The sequence below is a fragment of the Paenibacillus sp. J31R30 genome, assembly GCF_059692115.1.
The window spans coordinates 195,920-216,115 of the sequence record NZ_JCAUAV010000006.1; the positions used below are offsets into that span (position 1 = coordinate 195,920).

A 20,196-nucleotide genomic window follows, 5' to 3' on the forward strand; every position below is an offset into this window, starting at 1 on the left:
TGTTAAGCGACTGTAATGATTTTGAGCAGCTCTTTCTGAGCAATAATATACTGCATCAAGGAAGATTGCGCTTGCCACATCAAGGCTTGAGATGGTGTTTTTTTGTACTCTTCCATCGACTGAACAGCGCGATTGATCGCTGTAGTCATCTTAAGCAGTGACTGCTTAACATCATCACCCGCTCCATCGGTGAGCCCTGTGCCTAGCGTAATGAGGGCCTGATGCGATGTACGGATCGTCTGCAACGATGCATCTGTGAGTGCCGTTGGCTTCGTCTCTGCCAGATGGATCAGTGTCAATCCGCTAATGGTATTCACGAGCTTATCGCCATCAGCAATATAATTGGCCACTGACTCTGGCTTTGCGCCAGACCAACGAATGCCAGTTACCGCTGGGAACTCCACATTTTTCATAAAGACCTCAATGGTTTTATCCGTTGCTTGCACACCTTGTCTCAGCGCAATGGCATCATCCCTCGTCTTAGCAAAACCAACAAACACAGTAAGCTTATCGGAATTATCTACCGCTGACGCAAGCCCTTTCTTACTCAGTGAGTCCTGAACGGCCTGAGCGCCCTGCATGGAACTAAACACACCATTTTGCAAGAAGGTATATGATTTCGCAGGGATTTGAACAGGTGTGACAGCTGCTGTTGTTGCAGGTAGCGCAGCTTCCCCAACACCAGTTTGTGTCTTGGTAGTTGATCCCGCAGCCTGCGTGTTAGGAGAAGGTACCGTTATTTTCGTCGGATTGGAAGTGGATGTCGCTACACTTGTATCTCGATCCGAGGAGAACATGGAGAGGACGAAGAATCCAAACGCGATTCCCGTTACTACTGCACCAGCCACGGAGGTTGCAATACGAATCCAGGGGGTGCTTGACGATTTGGCATAACGAGCTCCTCCTGTTCCTGGCTCTCTGTATGGCTCCTTCGCTGTCCAGGTCGACCATTCATTCCGATTATCCGGTGGCTCCACATCGTTTCGGACTGGAGAAGGTTTCGAGGAATTCTGCTGCTCTCTGGAAATCTGCGTTTCACGAATAATCCGCTCTACACGCTCTCCTTCCGATTCAATCGGACTATTCCAGTTCCCAAAATCCGTCGTAAACGTATTCAGCGCATGAGGTTCAAATAAGGATTCCACTTGCTCCCTCTCTGCTTGCTCATAAGGTGTAACTTCCTTTGGACTGCGATCGAGCTTCGTGTCTATAACTTTAAACTCTTCTTGATAGAGTGGAATGACATTCTCCTCTTGATCATGAACCCGTGCCGCTCTGCGTGTTGATTCTGCCCCCTCCTTGGGGTCGAATCGATAAGTGATTCTAGCTTTTTTCATTCTCTTCCCACACTCCTCATCGCATGTATGTTGGAAACAGGCACAATGCCGTATCATCTTGTCCCAATCTTCTGTTACTAGAGTATGAGAGAGAGAACCTTAATATGATTCCTTGGTCAAGAAAAAAAGACCGCCTCCAGCCCGTTGGCTACAGCGATCTTTTCTCTATGAGTGTGTTTCGTATTTTTTGCGCAACGATTTAGCTAATCCATCTGCTGCCTTCCAGATATCGCCAGCCCCCATCGTAAGGACGAGGTCGCCTGGTTGAACGTGATCAACCAAATAAGTCAGCACTTCTTCACGCGTCGCGATATGCTGAACGTTCGGGTTGCTGTTGCTGCGAATCAGCTCAACTAGCTTTGCAGAGTCAACGCCTTCAATTCGTTGTTCACCTGCCGGTGAATAAATATCTGTAATAATCACTTCATCCGCTTCAAGGAAGGAACGGCTAAATTGCTCAAACAGATAATAGGTTCGCGTATAACGCTGCGGCTGAAACACAGCAATGATACGTTTTCTTGTTGCTTTCGCTGCAGAAATCGTTGCTTGGATTTCGGTTGGATGATGTGCGTAGTCATCAATGACCAAAATATTTTCGACTTCGCCAAGCACTTGAAATCTACGCTTTGCTCCCCGAAACTCCTGAATAGCTTCCGCAATATGTTCAAAAGACAGACCAGCTTCCAAGCAAGTAATCAATGTCGCAAGCGCGTTGTACACATTATGTTTACCTGGCACTGACAAGCTAACTTGACCCAAGGATGCACCTTTGAACTCTACCGTGAAGGTTACTTTGCGGTCACCCAGCGAGATGTCACGCGCAATATAATCCGCTTCCGTTTCAATCCCATACGTAATCACTTGACTTTGAATTTCCGGTATCATTTCACGCAGGAATTCATCATCTTGACATACGATTGCTTTACCGCCAGGTCTTACTTGACTAAGGAATTGTTTGTACGCTTTTTTCAAATTTTCGAAATCGCCATTGTAATTTTCCAAATGATCGGCTTCGATATTGTTCACTAAGGCAAGGGTCGGGTGATATTGAAGGAACGTGCCATCGCTCTCATCCGCTTCCGCAACAACGTACTCGCCTTTGCCAGCTTTGGCATTGCTGCCGACATTCATGATCTCTCCACCGATAATATACGTTGGATCAATCCCGCAAATCTCCATCACCAATGCAATCATGGAAGAGGTAGTTGTCTTCCCGTGGGCACCTGCAACGGCAATCCCTTTCCGTTCATTCATCAACCTTCCCAGCATTTGTGAACGATGAATAATGGGAATGTTCAATTGCTCTGCTGCTTGCATTTCCACATTATCTTTGGCTAACGCCGTTGAATATACAACCAAATCGGCTCCTGATACGTTGTTCGCCTCATGACCAATAAAAACTTGAGCACCTTTGGCTTTCAGTTTATCAGTAAGCTCTTGCTGTGCTAGATCTGATCCCGAAATGCGGTATCCCATCTCGAGCATGACTTTGGCAATGGCACTCATGCCGTATCCGCCGATTCCTATAAAATGTACGTGTTCTGCTTGACTCACGCCGTTCTCACCATCCTTTTTCAGAATCGGTTTGATAGGTTATCCAAGAACGAACATCAGAGATTAAATACAGCGTGCCAGATACGACCGCCAGATCATCCTGCTCAGTTCTATTTGTTAATAAAGTTAAAGCTTGCTTCCAATCGCGTTCTACGACAATGTCAACTTCACGATTCATCTCTCGCAGCAAACCGCTTGCGATATCTGCGAGCAAGGAAGCATCCCCTTTTTTATGAAAATTTGCTTCTGTAATAATGAGTGTATCCACCAATGGTAGTATATGCCTTAAGTAGCCTGTATGATTCTTCGTCGCTAGCATTCCAATCATCATATGAAGCTTCTTGTAGCTATAGACATTTTGAAGTGCTGCAGCCAGTGTAGCAGCCCCTTCAGGGTTATGAGCGCCATCGATAAGGATGCGCGGCTCCTGTGAAACCATTTCCAGCCTACCCGGCCATTTCGTGCCCTCTAGACCCTTCTGCAAGTCTACGTCTTCCACGATGGTGGCGTAATATTGACGAAGAACTTCCAGTGTCATGACGGCTACGGCGGCGTTTTTCAATTGATGCTCACCGTTCAACGTGATGGACAAATCCGGAATAGGTCGAAAAGGTCCGTTAAATTGGAAGTTTTGACGATCCAGCTCACTATTCACATCACTCAACGAAAATTGATCGCCAAGCGAGTAAAGCGTGGCTTTCTTCGCCTTCGCCGTTTGATCTATAACACTCCAAATCGCAGCAGGCTCAACAGCCGTAATGACTGGAACCCCCGCTTTAATAATCCCTGCTTTCTCCGCTGCTACAAGCTCCAGCGTATCACCCAGAATATCCATGTGATCATGGCCAACATTCGTAATGACGGTAACGATTGGATTCACAATATTCGTGCTATCCAGCCTTCCCCCGAGTCCTGTTTCCCATACCACATAATCGGGATATGCTACTTTTCCAAAGTAAAGAATCGCAAGTGCAGTCGAAATTTCAAACATCGTTGGCGGGCCAACCTCTGTGGCTGCAATCTCCTCCACAATCGGCTTCAAGTCATTCACTAATCGCAGCAGGACGTCATCCTCAATATCCGCACCATTCACTTGAATACGGTTGGTATATCTCACCAAATACGGCGACGTAAACGTGCCTACATCATAGCCGCAAGCCACAAGCACGGAAGCTAAATAAGCACATGTTGAGCCTTTTCCATTCGTACCTGCCACATGAATGAACTTCAGCCTGCGTTCAGGGTTACCCAGCTTTTCCATTAATAGCTGCATACGTTGGAGGCCCGGCTTCATACCGAGCTTCTCCATCCGTCCAACGATCCAATCAACGGCTTCTTGTGCGGTTTGGAATGCACCCGCCGTGTTCTTGATTTCATCCATTGTTCTCATCCTCTTTTACTATATGAATCACCTTGTAGACGAACCTAGGCAATCGTATAATTTCCGTGCATTACGCCTTTAACTCCGCTAATCGAGCGATAACTTTATCCCGCTTATCTGCATAATCAGCAAGCTTGGCTTTCTCTTCTTCGATAACCTTCGCTGGTGCTTTAGCTACAAAGCCTTCATTGCCCAGCTTTTTCTCAATACGCTCTACTTCACCATGCAAGGATTGCAGTTCTTTGTCCAAACGAGCAAGCTCTTGCGTGATATCGATCAGACCTGCTAAAGGTAAGTACAATTCAGCTCCTGTGATAATAGCTGTCATCGCTTTGTCTGGTGCTGACATTGCAAGATCAATTTCAAGTAGTGACGTGTTGCAGAAGCGTTTCAAGTATTCCTCATTTTTGCGAAGAATCTCCTGTGTCTCTGCACTTGCTGGTTTAATCAGCAGTTCCACTTTCTTACTCATCGGCACATTCACTTCAGCACGGATATTACGAACCGAACGAATCGCTTCCATCAACAGCTCCATCTCACGAATCGCATCAGGCGCTTCGAAGGCTGCGTTCTCTGTCGGCCACGCCGCCAGCGTAATCGTATCGCCAACATGCGGCAAGTGCTGCCAGATCTCTTCTGAGATGAACGGCATGAACGGATGAATCAAACGCTGTGTTTGATCAAGTACATAAGCTAGAACCGATTGTGTCTGCTTCTTCGCGGCTGCATCTGTGCCGTACAAGCTCAATTTGCTGAACTCAATGTACCAATCACAGAGATCATCCCAGATGAAGTTATAGAGCAGACGTCCTGTTTCACCGAATTCGTAGCTGTCGATCAAACGAGTCACGTCACGAACCGTCTCATTCAAACGATGCAAAATCCAACGATCAGCGGTACCTAATTGACCCGTCAAATCGATATCTGCTGCAGTTACACCTTCCAAATTCATCAGAGCGAATCGGGATGCGTTCCAAATCTTATTGGCAAAATTACGAGCTTGCTCAACCCGCTCCCAACGGAAGCGCAAATCTTGACCTGGCGTACTGCTCGTAGAAATCATATAACGCATGGCATCCGCGCCGTATTTCTCGATAACTTCTAAAGGATCAACCCCGTTGCCAAGGGATTTGGACATTTTGCGGCCTTCGGAATCACGAACAAGACCATGCATAAGCACATCCTTGAACGGAATTTGTCCCGTAAATTCAAGTCCTTGGAAAATCATCCGAGCTACCCAGAAGTAAATGATATCGTAGCCAGTAACGAGTACACTCGTCGGATAGAAACGCTTCATGTCTTCAGAATCATTCGGCCAGCCTAATGTAGAGAAAGGCCATAATGCCGAACTGAACCATGTATCCAGAACATCGTTATCTTGGTTAAGATTCGTGCTTTGACAATGGGAGCAAGCTGTCGCATCCTCACGCGTAACGGTCACTTGACCGCAATCCGCGCAATGCCAAGCAGGAATGCGGTGTCCCCACCATAGCTGACGGGAAATACACCAGTCACGGACATTTTCAATCCAGTTCAGGTATGTTTTCTCGAAGCGATCTGGTACAAAATTAACACCAGTGCCTGATTTTTGCGCTTCAATCGCTTGATCCGCAAGCGGCTGCATTTTCACGAACCATTGTGTGGACAAATAAGGTTCAATAACTGCACCACTGCGTTCGCTGTGGCCAACTTGGTGAACGTGCTCTTCAATTTTGATCAGAACACCTTGTTCTTTCAGATCAGCTACGATTTGCTTGCGGCATTCAAAACGGTCTTGCCCTTGGTACGGACCCGCATTCGCGTTCATCGTTCCGCTTTCGTCCATAACAAGAATTTGCGGCAGGTTATGACGTTTACCTACTTCGAAATCGTTCGGATCATGCGCAGGCGTGATTTTGACCGCGCCGCTTCCGAACTCTTTTTCAACATAGTCGTCTGCAATAATCGGAATCTCACGATTCACAATCGGCAGCAGCAAGGATTTCCCGATGAGGTGCTTGTAACGCTCATCCTTCGGATGAACAGCAACCGCCGTATCGCCAAGCATGGTTTCAGGACGCGTCGTAGCAACTACGATGGAAGCTGTCCCGTCTGTTGTTTCATATTTCAAATGATACAGCGCGCCTTGAACTTCTTTGTATTCAACTTCGATATCGGAAAGGGCTGTGCGTGCCGCCGGATCCCAGTTAATAATATAGTTGCCGCGATAAATCAGGCCTTTTTCAAACAAGCTAACGAAAACTTCACGCACCGCTTGTGAAAGTCCTTCATCTAGGGTGAAGCGTTCACGGGAATAATCAAGCGAGAAGCCCATTTTGGCCCATTGCTCGCGAATGGTATCCGCATATAATTCCTTCCACTCCCAGACTTTCTCCAAGAACTTCTCGCGTCCAAGATCATAGCGCGTTTGCCCTTGTTCGCGAAGCTTCTGCTCAACTTTTGTTTGAGTAGCAATCCCTGCATGGTCAGAGCCAGGCAGCCACAGCGTGTCAAAGCCCTGCATACGCTTCGTACGAATCAGAATATCCTGCAGTGTAAAATCAAGCGCATGCCCGATGTGCAGCATACCTGTTACGTTCGGCGGCGGGATTACGATTGTGTACGTTTCGGCATCTGGACGGTTGCCCGCTTTGAAAAAATCATTCTTAATCCAGTAATCGTACCATTTACGCTCCGCTTCTTTCGGGTCGTACGTGGTAGGCATTTCAGTTTGCAATTTGGTTTCGGTCATAAAAGTACCTCCATATCTGGTTAGATGTTATTGTGATTGCAAAAAAGTAAGAATGAGCAAATAAACACAAAAAAACCTTTCGCCCAAAAAAGGACGAAAGGTATAGCTTCCGTGGTACCACCTTCATTTCATGTGACTTGCCCCAATAGCAAATAACATGACACTTATAACAGATAACGGCTGCGACCGGAAAATGCTAATGCAAGCGAGAAACGAAACTTCCGCGATTGCACTCACATTTACTGCTCCAGGGCGACTTCGATCGGATGTTTCCTGAGGAACCTCTCAGCGCTGCAGTTCCACTCTCTGAAGGGCGTTCCGACTACTACTCCCTATCTTTGCAATTCCATATGTTGGTTTGAAAATGATTTACACTATATGATATCGAATTATTTACACATAGTCAATAATTTCGGCGCCTTTTATTAGGATTATTTTCTAGTATTGGGCGAAATGGTGGAACTTATACCTTAAGCTTCACTTCAACCCATATCCCACAAACATAAAGAGCCCCCGGCCGCTATTAGCAGCCAGAGGCTCTTGCCTATGTATCGGTTACTATCTGGGAAGATAAATAACTTGACCCACTGTAATATCCTGATCACTCAATCGATTCATCAATTGAATCTCACGCGTTGTCAGTTGATATCGCTTGGCAATTGACTCTAACGTATCTTCCTTCTGAACGATACATAGTTTGAGCTTCTTGAATTCTTGCGACTCCGATCTGCTCTGGAGAAATAATCGTCTCCACTCTACAGCATCTATCCGCGATTCCGCCTCAAGAGCCGCTTGCGCCTCTGCTTCCGCAATCCGCTTGTCGGAAAGATACGAGCCTGCCTTTGATAATAACGATTTGATGCCATACGGGTTAACCTCCACAGCGTCAGCAGCCTTCTTGCCAAAGGCAACTTTAAGCTCCTTTTTCTCCTCCGTAACGACGGTACTATCGGCATGCGGAGTTACCTTCAGCTCGATTTGTTCCACTTCTACACCAAATGTGTCATCGCCATGCGAGACTGGTTGAGCCGCAATGACCGCTGGTTCAGGTGCAGCTGCAATCAGAGTAGGAGATGGTGTAGGAAGCGGTGTAGGAAGTACTGGTGTCGGCGGTGGTTGGATCATCTGTGGAATCTGCGGTTCTTGCACTGCCGGTATAAATTGTGCGGGTGCAGCTGCGTAGGGAATGACGGGCTCAGAGCGCGGATAGTCAATTTGATGAACAAATGTGACCTCTTCTTCCTCCCGCCAGCTCTCTTGCGGTGCAGAAACCATTTCTACACCTTGCAGGGAAAGAACCCCCGTAACATTCAAGCTGCGAGCCGATAAGAGGTCGATATCAAAGTTCTCGATTTCCACCTGAATATCTTCTACACGATGAATGCGATTCAAGGGCAGCGTGATTTCGACAGGAATCAAATGCTCAAGTGTGCGAGGACTGCCGCCTTCGTCACTAAAGTAATTACCCGTAAGTAGTAAATTCCCCTTTAAGATCGCTTGATCATCCAGCGTTATTACTTGAATATGCGGAAGCAATTCTACTTCATTTAATTCTTGTATCGCCGCCAAATTTTCCTGCAAATGCACACGTTCATAAATATCAAATCGTAACCCTGGTTGTTGTTCAGACACAGAAATGTTTCCTCCCTTCCGTTAACTCGAAACATAAATCAGCTCCGAATTGTTGGGTGATATACTTGATTGTCTCTAAAAGTATATGGGTGGAGGAGGCCAGGCATGACTACATTTTTCAGTTTGCGGACATCTGCTCCAATAATAACTTGAAATCTAGTGGATAAGGCGCATGAACTTCGACCTCTTGTTGTGTAATCGGATGCTGAAATACTAGCCGTTCACCATGAAGAGCTTGTCTTTGAAATAACCGTGAAGAACCTCCATATAAGGTGTCTCCTACCAAGGGATGTCCCAAATAACTGAGATGCACACGAATTTGATGCGTTCGGCCTGTCTCTAATTCTACTTCCACAAGTGCCGCAGCTTTCAGTTGTTGAAGAACACGATAGTGCGTAAGCGCCTGATCCCCATTTGAGGCTACTCTTCGTTTCCCAGGCTGATGACGATCCTTGCCGATCGGTTCATCAATCCATCCTTCTTTTGCTTTGAAAATACCTTGAGCCAGCGCCACATACCGCCTATCAATTTGCTTCTCTCGCATGGCTTCATCCAACAGGACATGCGCCCATTCATTTTTGGCATAAAGTACAACGCCTGTCGTATCTTGATCTAGACGATGAATATGACGAACGCCGCACGCTTGTCCAGTCTCTTCATAATAGTGAGCAACCGCATTAGCAAGCGTTCCTCCTTGTCCAACCTCAGCTGGATGGACAGACTTACCAGCTGGTTTATTCACGACTAGAGTGAACTCATCTTCAAATAAGACGTCTAATGGATAAGACTCAGGTTTAAACGCCGCCTTCTCCTGAGGAAATACCTTTAGCCGAATCGTATTGCCTTCAACACGAATAAGTCCCTGTGAAGCTAAGCGTAGAAAAAATTTACGAGGTACAGGCAAGAAAACCGCTAACTCTTCAACTGCACCTGGTTTAAGCGGTTTCCAATGCTCGTTCGGAAGTGGTAGATGCAGCCATTCTCCATCTCGTGACCAATTCATCATGATTTCATGCCTTTACGAAATGATAGAAAGATTGCTAGCAGAATAAGTAGAAACACCAAAATAATCGCCATTAGATCGATTGGAAAATCAAAAAAGTAATAACGTTTCATATGTAGAACGAGCTCCTTAACAAGGCAGGGATTATGTACACTTTATTTTAACAATTACCAATACCAATTGCATGTACAAATATGATAATATTATTCTTGTATTGTTTTTTTTCGACATTTTCTATCAATTTATTAATAGAGCAGGAGAGGTTTACCTTGGGTAGTTCAATTGCAAATCATTTTCGAAATTATAGTTGGCTGAAGCGGACTTTACTCGTTATAGCTGTATGTACATTCTTAAGTACTACCTTTTTATTTCTAACCCCGCCGGGGACCTACATTCGTGAGTATCTGGCCAAAACAGTCATTACCACACAGCATCGTGATTGGGCATGGATTTTCGTAGGTGCGCAACGCAGGGATCAGATGGTTCTGGAAATGCAGAATCTAACAGAGGTCAACTCCATAGAGAAGCAAGATTTGGAGGCTGTGCAATTTAATACAAAACGCCCCATCGAAAGTCTTGTCAAGGTGGAAGATATCTCAGGTACATTCTGGAAAGGCAAGCGGATGTATGTCTATGATCCGCGGACGATTCGTGTAGTTGTACCAGGTAAGCAAGGTGAAGGTGAGAGAATCACGTCCATGGTTCAGCGAACTGGTGCAGTTGCCGGCGTCAATGGCGGCGGGTTTAACGATCCTGACGGACTTGGGAACGGATTTGCCCCAATCGGTGCTATTATGTCCGGTGGCAACATTCTTTATACCGATCAAGAAGGAAGCAATCCACAACAAATTGTTGGCTTTACCAAAGAAGGCACGCTTATTATCGGAAAATACTCGATCAACGAACTGTTGGTGCTCGGTGTCACAGAAGCCGTTTCTTTCTACCCTCGCGTAATCGCGAATGGTAAGCCGCTTATTACAAGCGGTGATGGTGGCTGGGGACGCGCGCCGCGAACAGCTGTAGGTCAAAAAGCAGACGGAACCGTCATCTTTATCGTCATCGATGGTCGTCAAACCTCAAGTGTCGGTGCGACACTGAAAGAAGTACAGGATTTATTCTTAGAAGATGGCGTTATTAATGCCGGATTCCTTGATGGCGGAGCTTCTTCCGAAATGGTTTACAATAACGAATTGATTACCAAACCTTCAAGTCGTTACGGCGAGCGTCGCTTGCCATCAGCCTTCTTGGTATTTGATAACCCTGATGATATCGTCGTGAAGAACATTTGGGAAGGACTTACAAAGATTGATCCAGGCGGTGCCTATGATCACCCAGATTTCTTGAAGGAGCAAGCCGCGCTGAAGGCACAAGGTAAATTACCTACTCCAACGCCTAAAGCAACGCCTACACCGTCCGTGAAGCCAGAAAATACGGCTGAAGCAGGCAAACCTGGCGGATCAACTTCTCCATCAAGTACAGAATCGACCAAACCGAATACAACAGATAAACCGAATTCTTCAGCAACACCATCAAATTCATCAAATCCTACGCCTACATCTACACCAACGCCTGGAAATGGGAATCCAACTGGTGGTACTACGAAGCCGTCAACACCAGCATCATCAACACCGACACCAACGCCGACGTCGACGCCGACACCAAGTGTCTCACCTAAGCCATCGACGAATGGAACCGTAGTCTCACCGACTAACACTACATCACCAACCGTTAAACCAAACTAATATGGATGCAAAGGGGTGTTCCAAAGTCATAAAATGACCGAGGGACACCTCTTCTTTTTTTGATCAGAATGAAGGGTAAAATCGAACTACACGGATCAATCCAACTCCGGTGAAAATTACGCTTGAGCTGCTGTGTCCAAATAATTGGCTGCGTATTCCTTCAAGGACGAGAGCGTTTTTAGAGCATTTATATCTATCTTATTAAGTGAAAACTAATAAATTCTGGAATCTTTAGAAAATAAATGCAATAGTGCAACCTTTCTCAATCAAATACACGATTTCAGATAAAATTGATGCAAAAAGGCATCAATTTCTGCATTTTCAGCTCTGTTTAGACATTCCGACCCCAAAAGATGCCTTTTTGCATTCATTTAAAATGTTGAAGTGAATTCCTATGAAAAGGATGCTCTTTTTCAATTTTGCAACCTGAGAACCGAACATACATAAGGGGTAGCTTCGCTTCCCCCAAAAAGAAAAAGCCCAAAATAAGATGATGCTATCACCTTATCTTAAGCTATCCTGCAAGCGCACATGCGTGCACTTCTCACTATTAACTGAATGGATCTGTCCCCAAAATAGTTACTTTTGGGGCATCATTTATCTATCTTATAATCGTTTCAAAGCTTCACGATGTGCATCGATCGTTGTTTCAATATCCTCATCGGAGTGAGCAGTAGATACAAACATGCCCTCAAACTGCGAAGGTGCAACGGAAACACCCAAATCCAACAAATGACCGAAGTAGGCATTAAAACGACCTAGATCGGATGTTTTGGCTGAGTCGTAGTTCGTCACAGCCAGTTCTGTGAAAAATGGACACACCATCGAACCAACCCGATTGATGGTACTCTCAATACCGAATTCCGCAGCATTCGCTGTGAAGCCTGCTTCAAGTCTAGCCGACTTTCGCTCTAGCTCTTCATATACATTCGGCTCGCCTAGTAAGGATAAGGTCGCAAAGCCCGCCGCCATCGCAAGTGGATTTCCCGATAAAGTACCCGCTTGGTATATCGGACCCGCAGGGGCGATCTGTTCCATGATGTCCAAGCGTCCGCCATAAGCGCCTACAGGAAGCCCACCACCAATTACTTTACCTAGGCAAGTCAAATCAGGCGTAACGCCATATAGACCCTGTGCACAGTTCTTATGTACGCGGAAACCGGTCATAACCTCATCGAAAATTAACAAAGCGCCATATTTCTTCGTGATATCACGAAGTCCTTGCAAGAAGCCTGCCGCCGGAGGAACAACCCCCATATTCCCTGCAATAGGTTCCACGATAAGCGCGGCGACTTCTTCACCGAATTTTTCGAAAACCAGCTTCACACTATCCAAATCATTATATGGCACTGTGATCGTGTTCGATGCCACACTGCTCGGCACGCCAGGACTATCAGGCAGTCCAAGCGTAGCAACCCCAGACCCAGCCTTGATAAGCAAGGCATCTGCATGCCCGTGATAACTTCCTTCGAACTTCACAATTTTGTCGCGCTTCGTGAATCCACGAGCAAGTCGCAACGCGCTCATCGTTGCTTCTGTACCTGAATTAACCATACGAACCATCTCTATGGATGGTACGCGCTCAATCACAAGCTTTGCCATTTCGGTTTCGAGCAACGTCGGAGCTCCAAAGCTTGTCCCTTTAATGGCTGTAGTTTGAATCGCTTCCAATACTTTGGGATGAGCATGGCCTACGATTAACGGTCCCCATGAACCTACATAATCGATAAAGGTATTGCCATCAATATCCATTACGCGAGAGCCTGACCCACTCTCCATGAATAAAGGTGTTAAGCCAACCGATTTAAAAGCGCGAACCGGACTGTTCACGCCTCCAGGAATCAGCTTTCTTGATTCTTGAAAAGCAGCCGCTGACCGTTTGTCGATTCTGCTCGAATTTACCATTATTTAGCCCCCAATAACGTGATCTTGTGATAAAATGAGGTCATATCCTACCCTTAACTACCTACAAAGGCGGTACAACCAATGCTAGAGCTTATCAAAAAAGTTCCTTTATTTGCCCAACTAAACGAGCATCAATTGAACGCCCTTGTTGAAATTTGTACAACACGTACTTATAAAGCGGGCACGATCTTATTTCAAGAAAAAGAAATCGGCTCTGTATTCTATATGGTTCTTAGCGGCTCTGTTAAGATCTACACGACGAGCAATTCAGGTGAGGAGAAGATACTCTCGATCTGCAAAACCAGCGAAAGCTTCGGCGAGCTTTCACTCATAGATGGCAAGCCTCGTTCTGCCTCTGCTCAAACCTTAGAAGAATGCATACTTCTTACGATAACCGGCCATAGCTTCCTTGAATTACTTCGTACTCATTTTGACATCAGCTTAGGTATCATGCAAGAGCTCAGTAATCGTCTACGAGATACGAATCAACAAGTTTCCGATTTAACCTTCCTTGATGCAAGAACACGCGTCATCAAAACCTTGATCAAAATGGCGAATTCGCATGGCCTGCGTAAAGGGACAACCATCGTCATTAAGCTAGTGCTGAACTTTGATGAAATCTCACAGCTGGCTGGTGTTCAGAAATCAACGCTCATGCAAGTCATTCGTGACCTTGAAGAGAAGAAAATCCTGACGATTTCTGCCTCCGAATTCACCTTGGAGTTGACCAAGCTCCGCTAATCATCTTACAGTTGCAGTTGCATCCAGATGCGACTCCACAAGGACAATCTCGGCAAGCCGATTCGCAGCTTCTTTTCCTTGTCGTATACAATCGGGCAGTCCGACGCCATGGAACCCTGCACCTGTGACCAGGACTCGCGGCATTGCTGAAGTAAGCTCTTTTTTGAAATGAGCGATCTCCTCTAAATGACCAACAGGGTATTGCGGCATAGAATGCATTAACCTGGTTACTTCTGCGAATCCAGGTTCCGCCGTAATCCCTAGTAAATCTTTAATATCGTGGCGCGCTTTACTTATGAGCTGCTCATCAGACCATGCCGGCCATTCCTGTTCGCCAGCACGACCTATATAACAACGCAGCAGCACTTTGCCATCAGGAGCAGCATGCAGCCACTTCGCTGAGGTTAATGTGCAAGCAGTTATGGTGTACCCCTCATACTTAGGTACAAGGAAACCGGAGGCATCCAGTTCAAAGGGAATATCCTTACGTTCAAAAGCCATAATCACATTGGCTACCGAAATATAATCAATCTTCGCAAGCTTGCTTGCTGCAGGCAGCTCCGCAAGCAGCTTCGCAGCTTGATACGTTGGCGTCGTCACAATAACACCGTGGACGATCTCACGACGACCGTCCTCAAAGACAACCTCTGTTTGTCCCTCTGCTACGCTGTGCACTGAGACAACACCAACACCCGAACGTAAATCCACTGTACTTAAAGCGTCTACTAAGCCATTCACTAACGATTGCAATCCTCGCTTAAAGGTCACAAACACCGAGTTGCGAACAGCCGCAGGCAAATGCGCGCTTTCCTCAGTCACATTCTTGCGACTCGCCATCATCCCCAGAATTAAGCTGCGGTTCTTCTGCTCCATAGCTCGAAACTGCGGGAATGTGGACTTCAAGCTCAGCTTATACGTATCTCCCGCATAGATCCCTGCAAGCAGCGGCTCAACAATGCGCTCGAGCACTTCCTTGCCGAGTCGACGCTCCAGAAAATGTCCAAGCGACTCATCATCTGCGACATCCCGCTTCGGCAGAATCAAATCCATCGCAGCTCGAAGCTTGCCCATCGGGGAAATAAGGCCTGTCTTCATGAAGGGCGACATTTGCGTCGGAATCCCTAATACCAAGCCCGGAGGCATGCGATGCAGCTTTCGACCACGTACGATATAGGTTTTCTTGGCTTTCGGGTTCGTACCCGTCAGCTCGTTTTCCATGCCAAGATCATACGCCAAATCGATAATCGGGCGTTTACGGGCAAGGAAGGAATCTGGACCTTTTTCAATGACAAATCCATCTCGCTCTATCGTGTGAATTTTCCCGCCGAACAAAGGAGATTTCTCTACCACAGAAATACGAAAAGGGGCACCACTCGCCTCCATCTGCTTTTTCAAATAAAAAGCAGCGCTTAACCCCGTAATACCGCCGCCTATAATCATATAATGAGGCACTGGTGTACTCATTTCGAACTCGCTGCCTCTTGCCATTTTTTGTATACAACATCACTTAAGGTTTCCATGTATAGAGGATCGGTATTAAGCGACTCTGTTCGTTCCAAATGCACGCCCAGCTCTTTCGCCAACGCTTGCGCTTCGATATCGATATCGTAAAGAACCTCTAAATGATCGGAAACGAAACCAATAGGACAAAGTAATACTTTATCCACGCCTTCTTCTTGCTTGATCGTGCGCATCACGTCCAAAATGTCCGGACCTAACCATGGCATAGCCGTCTGTCCAGCACTCTGCCAACCGAACTGCCAGTTCGTAAGACCAACCCGCTCAGCAAGTGCTTTGGACGTAGCCAGCAACTGATCCGGATACGGGTCCTTCATTTCTAGAATTTTCTCTGGCAAGCTATGCGCTGTAAAGATAACCCGTACTTGATTACGATCCGCCTCAGCAAATTTCCCCAAAGCGTTCTCTACACGTGTTTGCAAAGCATCCAGCAGCTTCGCATGTAGGTGATAATCCAACACGAAAGTCATGTTAAGACCTAGCGCTTCCGCCTTGTCCTTCGCTCTTTTCACATAGCCGCCGACACTCATCGTCGAGTAGTGAGGCGCCAGAACGATCCCTACAGCCTCTGTAATGCCGTCTTTGACCATTTCCTCAACGCCGTCTTCTACGTAGGGTTGTGCGTGCTTAAGGCCTTGGTAGCAGACGAATTCAAGCTCAGGATGCTCTTGACGCAGCGTTGCTTCAAGTCCTTTTACTTGTTTATTCGTATTTTCACGCAACGGGAAGAAGCCACCAACAATAGCCTCATAACGCGTCGTTAATTCATGTAATTGCTCAGGAGTCGGCGGATGGCCCCGTCTAATATGTGTGTAGTACGCTTCAACTTGATCCAAGCTTTCCGGCGTACCGTACGACATGACTAACACACCAATGCGCTTTTGGCTCATATTAAACACCACTCTTTCCTGCTTGCTGGGTTAAAACGGAATGAGAATAAGTATGAACGAATGTTGTTAATTCTTTCAATTTCTCCAGCGATGCTTCTGGGAACAGGCCATGTCCTAAGTTGAAAATGAACCCTGGCTGCTTCATCCCATCATCCATGATCGCTTTCGCTTGCGCTTCAATCACGCTCATCGGCGCTGTCAAAATATATGGATCAAGGTTACCTTGCACCGCATAGCGGTTCTGAAGTCTTTCGCGACCAACAGAAATCGGTACACGCCAGTCCAATCCAATCACATCGGCTTGAATCGTCGTCAGATACGGCAGTAATTCACCCGAGCTAACGCCTGGGAAATAAATTTTCGGTTCTTTCAAGTCGGACAGCTCTTTGAAGATTCGCATCATCGTAGGCCGCACATAGACGTCAAAATCAGCCGGAGAGAGAGCACCCACCCAGCTATCGAATACTTGAACGGCTTTTGCCCCATTGGCAATGTGTGAGCGTAGATACGTGATGACCATATCCCCGAGCTTATCCATTAACGCGAACCAGACCGCTGGCTCCGAATACATCATTTGCTTCGTACGAATATAGCTTTTGGATGGTCTTCCTTCAATCAAATAACTGGCGATCGTAAAAGGAGCACCCGCAAATGAAATCAGTGGAACTTCCAGTTCTTTATCTAGAATTCGAATCGTTTGTAAAATGTGAGACAAATCCTTCTCCACATCGATTGGACGTAGACGTTCCACATCTTGAGCCGTGCGAACCGGCGTATGTATAACAGGACCGATATCTTTGACAATATCAAAATCAACACCAAGCGAAGCCACTGGATTCATGATATCCGAGTACAAAATCGCGGCATCTACGCCAAGCTTTTTGATCGGCATCATCGTTACTTCAGCTGCAAGCTCTGGTTGCTGACAAATTTCGAGCAAGGAGTACTTTTCCTTGATTTTACGGTAATCGGGATCGTAGCGACCTGCTTGACGCATATACCACACTGGGAGGGTATCTACTTGTTCTTTTCGGCATGCTTTAATAAAATTATCATTATAACTCATGAGGCACCTTCCTCTTGTTTCCATCTATTCTCATCCATTATGCCCTAATTATACCCCTCTCACAACCAAGGTAAGCTTCCCTATTGCGACAAAAGTATGACAAAAAGAACCACTCGAACTCTGATCCGGATCACAGAGGACAAATGGTTCACTGACTTTTTACTTTTGCAAGTATCGTGCAATATCCTTCGCGAAATACGTTAAAATAATGTCCGCTCCTGCGCGCTTAAAGCTCGTCATCGTTTCCATGACAATCGCTTCTTCATTGACCCAGCCTTGTTTCGCAGCGGCCTTCACCATGGCGTATTCTGCGCTCACATTGTAAGCCACAACTGGCAAGTCAAAGTTATCCTTCAGCATACGGATAATATCCATGTAAGCAAGCGCTGGCTTCACCATAAGGAAATCCGCTCCCTCGATGACGTCGCTTGACGCTTCACGAAGCGCTTCACGGCTGTTAGCCGGGTCCATTTGATACGTTTTCCGATCGCCAAATTGCGGGGTAGAATGCGCAGCATCACGGAAAGGACCATAATAGGCTGATGCATATTTGACGGAATAGGCCATGATTGGTGTGTTTTCGTAACCAGCCTCGTCCAAACCAGAACGAATCGCCTGCACGTAGCCATCCATCATATTCGAAGGGGCGATGATATCAGCGCCAGCTTTGGCTTGGGATACCGCTGTACGAACGAGAAGCTCCAAGGAAGGATCGTTCGCTACATCGGCATGACCTGTAATCGGGTGATGATGAATAACACCGCAATGACCTGTATCGGTAAATTGGCATAAGCACGTATCGGCGATAATTAGCAAGTTAGGGTTCAACTCTTTAATAAAACGTGTAGCTTGCTGCACGATGCCATCATCCATAAATGCGGAAGTTCCTGTTGCATCTTTAAAATCAGGTACACCGAATAAAAGAACCGCTTGAATGCCTAATTGCGTGATTTCATCAATTTCCTCTTTCAAACGGTCTAGCGAGAAATGATACACGCCAGGCATCGAAGCAATTTCTGATTTTACATTCGTACCGTGAGTAACAAAAATCGGTTGAACAACATCGTTAACCGTTACTTGATTTTCACGAACAAGATTACGAATGGCTGCATTTCCGCGTAAGCGGCGGTTACGAACAATTGGAAAACTCATGATGGATTTCCGCCTCCTTGAATCATGCTTTGTACCAAAGAAGCAACAGTCGCTTCTTCAGCCATATATGTGATCGACAGGCCCGCTTGAACTGCGGTTTCTGCCGTTTTGGGACCAATAACAGCGATCTCCACGCCTTGCAGTAACGATAATGGATCTTCCATTCCGAGCTGCTTGAGCGCTTCGAGTAAATTCGTAACGGTAGACGAGCTTGTAAAAGTGATGATATGAATGCTTTGATTTTGTAAAAGGTGAATGATCTCGTCTCCGTCATCGGTGGTCAGCACATTCTCATATACATCCACTTCCGTAACTTCGAGGCCTAGCTCCTTCAGTTTAGAAGGCAAATAATCCCGAGCCAAGTCCGCTGTTGGCAACAGCACCTTCTGACCAGCGTTCAAATCCCCTTGAATGGCATCTAGGATGCCTTCCCCCTGAAACTTAGCCGGTAGGACGTCTGCTAGGATACCACGCTCAGCGAGCGCTTCAGCCGTCTTAGGACCTACAGCAGCAATTCGCGCGTTCGCCATTCTGCGGACATCGATGCTCAGTTCACGCATCCTGCGGAAGAAGAACTCAACGCCATTGACGCTCGTAAGTAAGATCCAATCAAATTCCTGCAGCCTATTTAATGCGAGATCCAGCGCTTGCTGGGCTTCAGGACGACTTGGCGGTTGTAACCGAATGACTGGAAATTCAACCGGCTCTCCGCCCAAATCATCGATGAGATCTACAAGTTCACTTGCTTGGCTGCGAGCTCTCGTAACGAGCACGCGTTTACCAAACAGCGGCTTCTTCTCCATCCAAGCCAGCTTCTCACGAAGCTTAACAACCTCACCCACAATAATGACGGCTGGAGATTTAAAGTTCGCTTCTCTTACTTTTTCTGTGATATCTGCAAGTGTACCCGTAATTGTCGCTTGATCCGCCCAAGTTCCCCATCTCACTAGGGCAACGGGCATTTCTGGCGGCTTCCCGCAGCGAATCAATTCACGGCATATTTGCTCTAAGTTAGCAACACCCATCAGGAATACCATCGTGCCAATCGCTTTGGCCAGATGCTCCCAGTTCAGGCTGGAATAGGTTTTGTTTGGGTATTCATGGCCTGTTACAATCGCAACAGACGATGTGAAGTCGCGATGTGTAACGGGAATACCCGCATAAGCTGGAACGGCAATCGAAGAGGTGATTCCTGGGATAATGTCATACGTTATCCCGTTATCTACCAGAAGCTCAGCTTCTTCACCGACTCGTCCAAAAACACTCGGATCTCCGCCTTTAAGACGTGTGACTACCTTCCCTTGTAAAGCCAAATCCACGAGCAACTGATTGATCTCTTCTTGCTTTAAAATATGTTTATCAGGCAGCTTGCCGACAAAGATGAGTTCTGCTTCTGGTCTACGATGCTTCAACAAGCGTGGATTGGCAAGACGATCATAGACGATAACGTCTGCTCTCTGAATGGCTTCCATTCCACGAACCGAGATAAGCTTAGGGTCGCCAGGACCCGCTCCAACAAGAAAAACTCTTCCTTTGTTCACAGC

At 46.5% G+C, this 20,196-nt stretch carries 14 protein-coding genes and 1 other annotated feature; of the genes, 2 read left to right on the top strand and 12 right to left on the bottom strand.

Going from position 1 to position 20,196, the window contains the following annotated elements; genetic code table 11:
• Positions 1-2: 2 nt before the first annotated feature.
• From AC58QO_RS21370 to AC58QO_RS21395, 6 genes are all read right to left on the bottom strand, one after another.
• Entirely contained in the window at positions 3-1,337 is a 1,335-nt protein-coding gene (locus AC58QO_RS21370; protein ID WP_497269027.1) for an SPOR domain-containing protein, read from the bottom strand.
• Positions 1,338-1,502: 165 nt separating this feature from the next.
• Entirely contained in the window at positions 1,503-2,843 is a 1,341-nt protein-coding gene (gene murC / locus AC58QO_RS21375; RefSeq protein ID WP_497269190.1) for a UDP-N-acetylmuramate--L-alanine ligase, read from the bottom strand.
• Between the two features lie 55 nt (positions 2,844-2,898).
• The gene (locus tag AC58QO_RS21380) at positions 2,899-4,272 is read right to left on the bottom strand and encodes a bifunctional folylpolyglutamate synthase/dihydrofolate synthase (RefSeq protein ID WP_497269029.1); all 1,374 of its coding nucleotides are present in this window, start codon (positions 4,270-4,272) and stop codon (positions 2,899-2,901) included.
• 70 nt (positions 4,273-4,342) lie between these two features.
• Complete coding sequence (locus tag AC58QO_RS21385; RefSeq protein ID WP_497269030.1) at positions 4,343-7,003, bottom strand: valine--tRNA ligase; 2,661 nt, start codon at positions 7,001-7,003, stop codon at positions 4,343-4,345.
• A gap of 86 nt (positions 7,004-7,089) precedes the next feature.
• Positions 7,090-7,351: a binding site (T-box leader), on the bottom strand.
• Between the two features lie 210 nt (positions 7,352-7,561).
• The gene (locus tag AC58QO_RS21390; protein ID WP_497269032.1) at positions 7,562-8,635 is read right to left on the bottom strand and encodes a LysM peptidoglycan-binding domain-containing protein; all 1,074 of its coding nucleotides are present in this window, start codon (positions 8,633-8,635) and stop codon (positions 7,562-7,564) included.
• 118 nt (positions 8,636-8,753) lie between these two features.
• Positions 8,754-9,641, bottom strand: a complete 888-nt coding sequence (locus AC58QO_RS21395) for an RluA family pseudouridine synthase (protein WP_497269034.1) — start codon at positions 9,639-9,641, stop codon at positions 8,754-8,756.
• Between the two features lie 266 nt (positions 9,642-9,907).
• Here AC58QO_RS21395 and AC58QO_RS21400 point away from each other — a divergent pair, with 266 nt between their 5' ends.
• The gene (locus AC58QO_RS21400) at positions 9,908-11,380 is read left to right on the top strand and encodes a phosphodiester glycosidase family protein (protein WP_497269036.1); all 1,473 of its coding nucleotides are present in this window, start codon (positions 9,908-9,910) and stop codon (positions 11,378-11,380) included.
• A gap of 606 nt (positions 11,381-11,986) precedes the next feature.
• Here AC58QO_RS21400 and hemL read toward each other — a convergent pair.
• Positions 11,987-13,285 (bottom strand): glutamate-1-semialdehyde 2,1-aminomutase, encoded by a 1,299-nt coding sequence (gene hemL / locus AC58QO_RS21405; protein ID WP_497269038.1) that lies wholly within the window; start codon positions 13,283-13,285, stop codon positions 11,987-11,989.
• 81 nt (positions 13,286-13,366) lie between these two features.
• On the opposite strand from hemL, the gene AC58QO_RS21410 reads away from it, so the two are divergent.
• Positions 13,367-14,026 carry a Crp/Fnr family transcriptional regulator gene (locus AC58QO_RS21410; protein WP_497269040.1) on the top strand — a complete coding sequence of 220 codons (660 nt, stop codon included), beginning with the start codon at positions 13,367-13,369 and terminating at the stop codon, positions 14,024-14,026.
• Here the strand turns inward: AC58QO_RS21410 and hemG are convergent, their stop codons facing one another.
• The 5 genes from hemG to cobA all read right to left on the bottom strand — a co-directional run bounded on the left by hemG (position 14,027) and on the right by cobA (position 20,193).
• A complete protein-coding gene (hemG, locus tag AC58QO_RS21415) occupies positions 14,027-15,490 on the bottom strand; it encodes a protoporphyrinogen oxidase (RefSeq protein WP_497269042.1) in 1,464 nt (487 codons plus the stop codon).
• The gene (gene hemH, locus AC58QO_RS21420; protein ID WP_497269044.1) at positions 15,487-16,434 is read right to left on the bottom strand and encodes a ferrochelatase; all 948 of its coding nucleotides are present in this window, start codon (positions 16,432-16,434) and stop codon (positions 15,487-15,489) included. Before hemH ends, hemG begins: the two co-directional genes overlap by 4 nt.
• A 1-nt stretch (position 16,435) precedes the next feature.
• On the bottom strand, positions 16,436-17,500 hold the full coding sequence (gene hemE / locus AC58QO_RS21425; protein ID WP_497269046.1) for a uroporphyrinogen decarboxylase: 1,065 nt from the start codon (positions 17,498-17,500) through the stop codon (positions 16,436-16,438).
• Positions 17,501-17,659: 159 nt separating this feature from the next.
• Complete coding sequence (hemB, locus tag AC58QO_RS21430) at positions 17,660-18,652, bottom strand: porphobilinogen synthase (RefSeq protein WP_497269048.1); 993 nt, start codon at positions 18,650-18,652, stop codon at positions 17,660-17,662.
• Complete coding sequence (cobA, locus tag AC58QO_RS21435) at positions 18,649-20,193, bottom strand: uroporphyrinogen-III C-methyltransferase (protein WP_497269050.1); 1,545 nt, start codon at positions 20,191-20,193, stop codon at positions 18,649-18,651. The genes hemB and cobA overlap by 4 nt, the downstream gene beginning before the upstream one ends.
• Positions 20,194-20,196: the final 3 nt, after the last annotated feature.